The sequence below is a fragment of the Granulicella aggregans genome (assembly GCF_014203275.1).
Lineage (GTDB): Bacteria > Acidobacteriota > Terriglobia > Terriglobales > Acidobacteriaceae > Edaphobacter.
The window spans coordinates 41903-48969 of sequence record NZ_JACHIP010000019.1; the positions used below are offsets into that span (position 1 = coordinate 41903).

A 7067-nucleotide genomic window follows, 5' to 3' on the forward strand; every position below is an offset into this window, starting at 1 on the left:
GGGTCACCACACCAAACGTCAAAAATCGTACGCTAAGGCCTGTTGCACAAACCTGTCGCCACTGGAAAGGCAATCGCAATAGGCTTCTGCAACCCAGAAATGACGGTTTTCGACTCGGTAACGCACCCTCGCACAAACGTTCGTTTGCGCAACAGATACACGATTGCCTTGTCCGCCCTACTGTGCTATTACTCTATAACAGTGTTTCGCAAACCAAATCCGTCGTCGGGCATTCCTATCTACGTTCAGCTCAAAGAACAAATTAGGCATGTCATTGAAACCGGTGCCCTCTCTCCCGGAGATCAGTTGCCGGGCATCCGCAGCCTGGCCGAAGCTCTTGTCATCAACCCCAACACTGTCATAAAGGTCTATCGCGAGCTGGAGAACGAAGGAGTTCTCGATATAAGGCACGGACTCGGAGCGTTCGTAACGACCCGGCCCCGCAGTCTATCCGGTGCTGAGGGGATGCGAGACGCCCAGCAGCTGGTTCGTGATTTTATCGACACTTTGAAAAAGCAAGGTCTGAACGAAGGCGAGATTCGACGACTCTTTGAAGCCGAATTCGCCGAAGAGCTTCAAGGGAGGTAGTCGTGGCCGCAGTCATCGAAACGATCGATCTGAGAAAAACATATGGAAAGCAGCAGGCCGTTCGTGGTCTGAGTCTCTCGGTTGAGGCCGGCTCCGTATGTGCTTTTCTTGGCCAAAACGGTGCAGGAAAAAGCTCGACGATCAAGATGCTACTCGGAATGATTCACCCTACGTCAGGCAGTGGCAGCATCCTCGGACACCGCATCGATAGAGAGAGGGAGAGTCTGTTAATTCGTCAAAAAGTAGCCTTCGTGGCGGAGGATAAGCGGCTTTACGACTACATGAGCGTCGCCCAGATCATTCACTTCACGAAGTCATTCTTTCCTGGATGGAATCACGCCCTCGAAGCGCGCCTCCTGGAGCAGTTTGAGCTCCCTCCCGATCGCAAGATCCGGCAGCTATCGAAGGGCATGCGAACAAAACTCGCTTTGCTTCTTGGCTTCGCCCGTGGCTGCGAACTCTTGATACTGGATGAGCCTACAGAAGGGCTAGACCCTGTAGCCATCGAAGACGTGCTTCAGATTGTTGTGTCGCTCGCGGCCCAAGGGACAACCATCTTCTTCTCATCCCATCAGATTGCGGAGGTCGAACAGGTAGCGGATCACATTCTGATGATTGACCATGGCAAGCTTGTGCTCAATGCGTCAGTGGACCAGGTCAAGGAGCAGTACCGGCACATTCAGGCGGTCTTCCCGGAACCGGTCGAAGAGCGTGACTTCAGGGTGCCGGGGATAGAAAAGGTTCGCATAGAAGGGCGAACAGCTTCGTTCGTCGCCAGCCACAACGTGGACTCTATCGTCGAGCATGTTCGCATGCTCCATGCGAGAACCGTCGATGTTCTACCCATCTCGTTGAAGGAAATCTTCCTTGAGAAGGTGAAGGCCAGATCATGAGAATGCTTCTTTACAAGGCTTGGATCGAGACCCGAGTCCGCTTCTTTACTGGCCTTCTTGCTGCAGCCATCGTCTGTATCTTTTACATGCAGCAGCACGCTTGGCTAGTCAGCATGTGGACGGGGGAATTGCAAAACCCTCATGGCTACCATATGAAATGGATGCCACTTGGCATTCATGAATACGGCTGGTATCTCTGGCACTACCTTTACGATAACTACCTGCAACAGGTTTGGGCCTTGTTTGCCATCCTGTTTGCGTTTGGCGGATTGGTTCGCGAGCGCAACGGCGGAACGGTTTTGTTCAGCCTGGGCCTACCGGTCAGCCGACGACAGTGGCTCTTCACGAGATTGGCGGTAGCGCTGTTTGAGAGCATTGCTCTGAGTCTCTTCGCCGTACTCGTGGTCATCGTCGGCTCTCTCGTAATTCATCAAACCTGTTCACTCTCACAGCTGCTTTTGCATACTGCGCTCATGGTTGCCGCTGGTGTTTTCCTGATCGCTTTCGGCAATCTCTGTTACACGCTCTTTCCGGGCAACTATATGAGCCTCATTCTTACTCTGGCCGTCCTCGGAGCGCCTTACCTTTGGCTTCAGACCTATATGCAACACATGCGCTACGTCGGGCACTCCACATGGTTGGGGTACCTGGACTTCGCGCACGCCATGGCCGGTCCATGGCAGTTGAGCTGGAGTGCGACACCATGGACGATTCTCCTCGTAACGTGGATGCTCACAGCAGCTTTGCTCGCGGCCACTGTCGCCCATGGAGATCACATTGACTACTGATGCTCTTAGGCGACGCAATGACTTTGTATCTGGCAGGCCCGCCCTCCTACATAAAGCCTGGCGAGAATCTCGTGGGCGCTTTTTCTGCTCCCTCGTGCTGTTGGCATCGTTGGTTTTCTATGCAGTGCTTACCAGCCCCGGATTTCTTGCCCGCTACAACACACGCTTTCCTGACAAGCCGCTGCTCTACTCGGCCTATGTTTGGTCAGGTCTGTTCCACTACGCCCTACAAGGATTGTGGATTTTGGCGGCCTTTATCGTTGCCCTCGGAGGGCTGACAAGGGAAAGAACAACCGGCGTTGCCCTCTTTACACTTGCTCTGCCGGTCAGGCGGCTCGATCTCTTCCTCGCCCGCGCCTCCATAGCGTGGGCCGAGGCAATCGCATTTGGTTTGGGCTCGGCCATTCTCATCCCAGCGCTGTCAGCAATCATTGGCGAATCCTATCCATTCCTTCAAGCGTTAGCGTTCGGGGCGTGGATGGGCGTAACGGGTCTTGTGATCGTAACCTTTGGATTGTTGCTGTCGGAAATGTTCGAGGGAGAGTTCACCGCTCCGGTCGTTGGCCTTTGCACACTCACCGCAGTGTTTCTCGGCTATCGAGGACATGCGCTTCAGGGCTGGAACGTCTTCGACGTGATGAGCGCTACAGCCTCAATCGATTCGAAAACCCAGTTGCTAACAGGAACGTTTCATTGGCTCGGCCTAGCCATTTGTCTCTTGATCTCTTTGATCTTGCTATTAGTCGCAGGCGCGGTCATCAAGATTCGTGACTTCTAAGACGCTTAGCGTACGATTTCTGACGTTTGGTGTAGTGACCCCCTTTATGTCTTTGTGTCTTTACATAAATATCCCGCCGTCGAGGGCTGGGGGATGTGGAAGACGCCGGCAGCATTGGCGTCTGCCAAGGAGCGGTGCGAAGGGTGGGACAGCTTTACCGTTCCGTGCTTTGCACGACTCCGGCATTTCCACGACTGCCGAGAATGCGACATTTCAGGAGCAATTAGAATTTCCACGAGGATTATGTCAGAACAAGAAGAACAGCTTACGGGTGGCAACACCGCCGAATCAGTTGTTCGGCTTGGATCGACTGTGCGCAAACCTGTGACATCCTCTACTCCTGCCGTACACAGTCTCTTGGCATATCTTCAGGCTGTAGGCTTCGAAGCATCTCCAGCCGCTCTCGGAATAGACGAGCAAGGGCGACAGGTCTTGGAGTTTGTACAAGGTTCGTTGTGGAGCAGCGTTGGAACTCACACACAAACTGATTTTCGCCGCGTCGGCACCATCATCAGGACTTTGCACGACGCAGCCGCCTCATTCCAAATGCCCGAAGAGGCTCAATGGAACGTCCGCTATGAGCCGGACGAACGTGATCTCATTTGCCACAATGATCTGGCACCATGGAATTTGGTTTGTGGCGCTGACCGGTGGGTTTTCATTGATTGGGACGCTGCTGCGCCCGCCACCCGATTATGGGACTTGGCGTGGGCTTCAATAGCGTTCCCACCATTTGAACCTCAATGCGAGCTTCCGAGGGCCGCAACTGCCATGCATGCACTCTTGGATGGGTATCGTCTTCAGCGGTCCAGCTACGGCAAGCTCATAAAGCTAATGGTTAAGAGAGCCCGAGCGGAGCATGACTTCATTGTTGAGGGTGCCCAAAAGGGACAGGAACCCTGGGCTCGACTTTACGTTGAGGAACACCACCGATATTGGGGTCCGGTATCGGATTACATCGACCAGAATGCTTCAGCCTTAGAAGAATTGCTCGCCTCTTTGAAGGGGTCCCTACACCAAACGTCAAAAATCGAACGCTAGCGAATTGAGGCAGAACCGGCAAAGTGGCGTGAGCGGCGTTTATCAGGACAGACATTGGCGGAATACCTGAACATGCTTAATTATGATCCCCTATAGTAGCTGGCATCTGGAAAGGAGCACGGATTGTCTCGTCTTTGGAGAGTAGGCACTTATTGCGTGTTGTTTCCCGCGTTTACGCTTTTTATCCCGACTGTAATCCCGTCTGATTGCTTTGCCCAAAGCACGGTGACCTCTTTTCACACGATCGTAGCTGCGAAACCAGACGAGGATGTCGCAGCCCCATGCCAGTACGATCTGCGAATCTTGTCAGAAGCCAAACCAATTCGTGGATTGTTTGTGGTCTTCGAACGAGGCCCCGAGCTACAACATTTTTACGAGGAACCCGAGGTTGCGGCTTTCGCAAGAAAACACGATTTGGCAATGCTCATGCCGATGGGGTGCCCTTCAACAAAAAATAATGGAGACCTCGATGTCGATCCAGATCATGGTCTCGGCCGAAGTTTGTTGACGGCCATCGACCAGTTATCTGTGACAACGAATCATCTGGAACTGAAGACTGCCCCTCTCCTGCTCATGGGTTTTTCGGGAGCGGGTGCGCTTGTGGGCAGGCTTGTAGGTTTCGCTCCTGACCGAATCGAAGCAGCAATTGTGTCTCACGGTGGGCAGGGCGCTCCATTGGGACTCGATACCATCAGCCTCTCAGGCGCTGCCTTGAAGATTCCGGTACTTATTCTGGTCGGGGGCAAAGACGAGATTGTGGGAACAGAAACGCCCTATTCGTACTTTTCCAAGCATTGGGGGCGGGGCGCTCCATGGCTCTTCGCTACCCAGAACGATGCGAATCATTTTTGCAATGAGGATGCGACCGAGCTCATCCTCGCGTGGCTAAACGCAATTCTGGACAACTCTGGATCGAAACGAGCCTCAGCCGTAGTAAATAAAAACAGTGGCTACTATGCGTTTTTTCGCAAAGAACCGACTGGACTCCTCACCAATAGCCACGTGCCGCTTATGGGAGCAGTAGATCTACGGTACGCACAGCCCTCTGAAGTTCCTCCGATAGACGCGGTTCCTGCCGGTTGGCTCCCCTCTAGGGACGTTGCGTTAAGTTGGGAGCGCTTCGCCACATTACCTGACCATCACGCAACCGTGAAACCATGACGCACTGCTGTCGTCGTGTCTCCGGCCGAGAAGGTGGACTGAGAGCGGTGCGTTCCTTGCGCTATACTATGTAAGCGTGTTGTTATCAATTACTTACGTCTGATAAGCGTAATTACGTATAGTCAATCGCGGGTTAATAGCATTATCAGACCTATGCTCCTTCGAGGACCTAAACAGTCGATCCTCCGCTGACGCGAAGGATCGCTTTACTGCTCTGATTTCCTCGTTACTTCATGGGTGCGATCAGGTCCTTGGCTGCCTTCGCAACCCGGAACTTGACGGCCGTCTTGGCTTTGATCTTGATCGCTTCACCTGTCTGAGGGTTACGGCCGATACGAGCCGCCCGTTGAGCCTTCACCAGCTTACCGAGGCCAGGGATCGTGAACTCGCCGTTCTTCTTGGTCTCCTGGATAGCAGTCGACGCGAGGAAATCGAGGAACGCCGCTGTCTGCTTCGACGACAACTCCATCTTCTCTGCGACTAATTTGACCAGCTCTGATTTCGTCATCTTCTTGGTGGAGCTCGTCTTCTTCGCTGGAGCGGCGCTGCTCTTTGCCGCCACGGGAGCAGCGGTCTTCTTTGCGGGTGCTTTCTTCGTTGCCATGGAATCCTCAAGGTCGAACGGGTTAGTAGGTCACTTCTGCTTCGCTGGGGTCTTCTTGGAGGCCGCTTTCTTTGCTGGAACCGCAGTTCCCTCCTTTGGAGGTGAGACGTAAGCAATGACGGACGCGCCGAGCTCACGCGTTTCTGCGGTCGTCAACATGCTAGGCGATTTCAGCGCTTTCTGGGCGAGCTTCTTGATCTTAGGAGATGTGATTGCTGCAGCTGCTTTGGGCATCTCGTCATTCTACGTCCTAGAGCTCCCTGAAGTTTTCAGAAGAGGTGCTTAAACATCACGGGGACAGATATGCTGTACCCGTGCGTAAAGCGATAGCCAACACATCGGAACGACGCAAAGAGGCTCAGCACATAGGCATTCGCGTCGATTTTGAATTCAGTATCGCCCAGGATCTTGGAGATCCCAGCGATTTCATCACTGTTTATCACGGAAGCGCCATCGCAACGATGAACGATGAAAGTGAGCGCAAGATTGGAAAAGTCACGATCTACATTGTTGAGCGCGGACGCATCGTTAATGAAGAAGTGTCTCTCTTCGAGGTCATGGATTCCCTTGATGGAGATAGTTGTGATTGCTTTGCGAACCTATTCGATCACAAGACTGAAGAGCTTAAGCCGGTCGTTCAGCATTTGCTTTCCGAAGATCGGTCCCTTGACTGGGACCTGATGCTGATTGAGCATCTTGAACTCGATCAGGAGTACCGTGGACAAGGCATAGGAAAGGAAATTGCTCTCATGGCTATTCGAAGACTTGGAGCTAACTGCGGTGTCATCACTTGCGTCCCAGTTCCTTTGCAATTTACTGGTAGATGTGAAGACCAAAATCCCCGAGGAAAACGGCCAGCGCAGCAACGAGTGAGGCAATTCTGGGAAGAGGTAGGGTTTGTTCGGGTTCCTGCGAGTGATTACTACGTATGGCCCGAATGAGCCGCTAAGCCTCCTCAGGTCCGAGCGACAGTGCCGGGATAAAAGCTTCCACATCCTAAAGTTCGCAATGATTGACGAGTTTCAGGACCACGTCAGGTGCCAGAGATGTGTTTGTCGCCTAAGCCATTAGGGAGCGTTTCCAGAGCATCTCGCCCCAGAATACGGAAACCACGTAGAAGGGGTAAACCCAACATTGCTGTCACCAAGGGCAATCTGGTACAGGGCGGTGATGGTGGGTTCTAGGTAGCTGCGCCGCACCAGCCCCTTAAACTT

8 protein-coding genes are annotated in these 7067 nt (G+C 53.2%); 7 read left to right on the plus strand and 1 reads right to left on the minus strand.

What is annotated here, in order from left to right; translation table 11 throughout:
* Window positions 1–99: 99 nt before the first annotated feature.
* The 6 genes from HDF16_RS26445 to HDF16_RS26470 all read left to right on the plus strand — a co-directional run bounded on the left by HDF16_RS26445 (window position 100) and on the right by HDF16_RS26470 (window position 5249).
* Window positions 100–588: a GntR family transcriptional regulator gene (locus HDF16_RS26445; protein ID WP_221313219.1), complete on the plus strand. Its 489-nt coding sequence runs from the start codon at window positions 100–102 to the stop codon at window positions 586–588.
* Between the two features lie 2 nt (window positions 589–590).
* On the plus strand, window positions 591–1481 hold the full coding sequence (locus HDF16_RS26450; RefSeq protein ID WP_184223330.1) for an ATP-binding cassette domain-containing protein: 891 nt from the start codon (window positions 591–593) through the stop codon (window positions 1479–1481).
* Window positions 1478–2269, plus strand: coding sequence for an ABC transporter permease subunit (locus HDF16_RS26455; protein ID WP_184223332.1), 792 nt, complete (start codon window positions 1478–1480; stop codon window positions 2267–2269). The genes HDF16_RS26450 and HDF16_RS26455 overlap by 4 nt, the downstream gene beginning before the upstream one ends.
* Window positions 2259–3047, plus strand: coding sequence for a hypothetical protein (locus HDF16_RS26460; protein ID WP_221313220.1), 789 nt, complete (start codon window positions 2259–2261; stop codon window positions 3045–3047). Before HDF16_RS26455 ends, HDF16_RS26460 begins: the two co-directional genes overlap by 11 nt.
* Window positions 3048–3593: 546 nt before the next feature.
* Window positions 3594–4088, plus strand: a complete 495-nt coding sequence (locus tag HDF16_RS32220; RefSeq protein WP_432432291.1) for a phosphotransferase — start codon at window positions 3594–3596, stop codon at window positions 4086–4088.
* A 303-nt stretch (window positions 4089–4391) separates the two neighbouring features.
* The gene (locus tag HDF16_RS26470; RefSeq protein ID WP_184223338.1) at window positions 4392–5249 is read left to right on the plus strand and encodes a dienelactone hydrolase family protein; all 858 of its coding nucleotides are present in this window, start codon (window positions 4392–4394) and stop codon (window positions 5247–5249) included.
* Window positions 5250–5475: 226 nt separating this feature from the next.
* On the opposite strand, the gene HDF16_RS26475 is transcribed toward HDF16_RS26470, so the two are convergent.
* Window positions 5476–5853 carry an HU family DNA-binding protein gene (locus HDF16_RS26475; protein ID WP_246410217.1) on the minus strand — a complete coding sequence of 126 codons (378 nt, stop codon included), beginning with the start codon at window positions 5851–5853 and terminating at the stop codon, window positions 5476–5478.
* A gap of 314 nt (window positions 5854–6167) precedes the next feature.
* On the opposite strand from HDF16_RS26475, the gene HDF16_RS26485 reads away from it, so the two are divergent.
* Window positions 6168–6794: a hypothetical protein gene (locus HDF16_RS26485; protein WP_184223342.1), complete on the plus strand. Its 627-nt coding sequence runs from the start codon at window positions 6168–6170 to the stop codon at window positions 6792–6794.
* Window positions 6795–7067: the final 273 nt, after the last annotated feature.

What these genes read in the sequence shown, in the direction of transcription:
- HDF16_RS32220 (WP_432432291.1), top strand. Translation starts at nt 3,594, where the DNA reads ATGCCCGAAGAGGCTCAATGGAACGTCCGCTATGAGCCGGACGAACGT.
- HDF16_RS26475 (WP_246410217.1), bottom strand. Translation starts at nt 5,853, where the DNA reads ATGGCAACGAAGAAAGCACCCGCAAAGAAGACCGCTGCTCCCGTGGCG.
- HDF16_RS26445 (WP_221313219.1), top strand. Translation starts at nt 100, where the DNA reads ATGACGGTTTTCGACTCGGTAACGCACCCTCGCACAAACGTTCGTTTG.
- HDF16_RS26455 (WP_184223332.1), top strand. Translation starts at nt 1,478, where the DNA reads ATGAGAATGCTTCTTTACAAGGCTTGGATCGAGACCCGAGTCCGCTTC.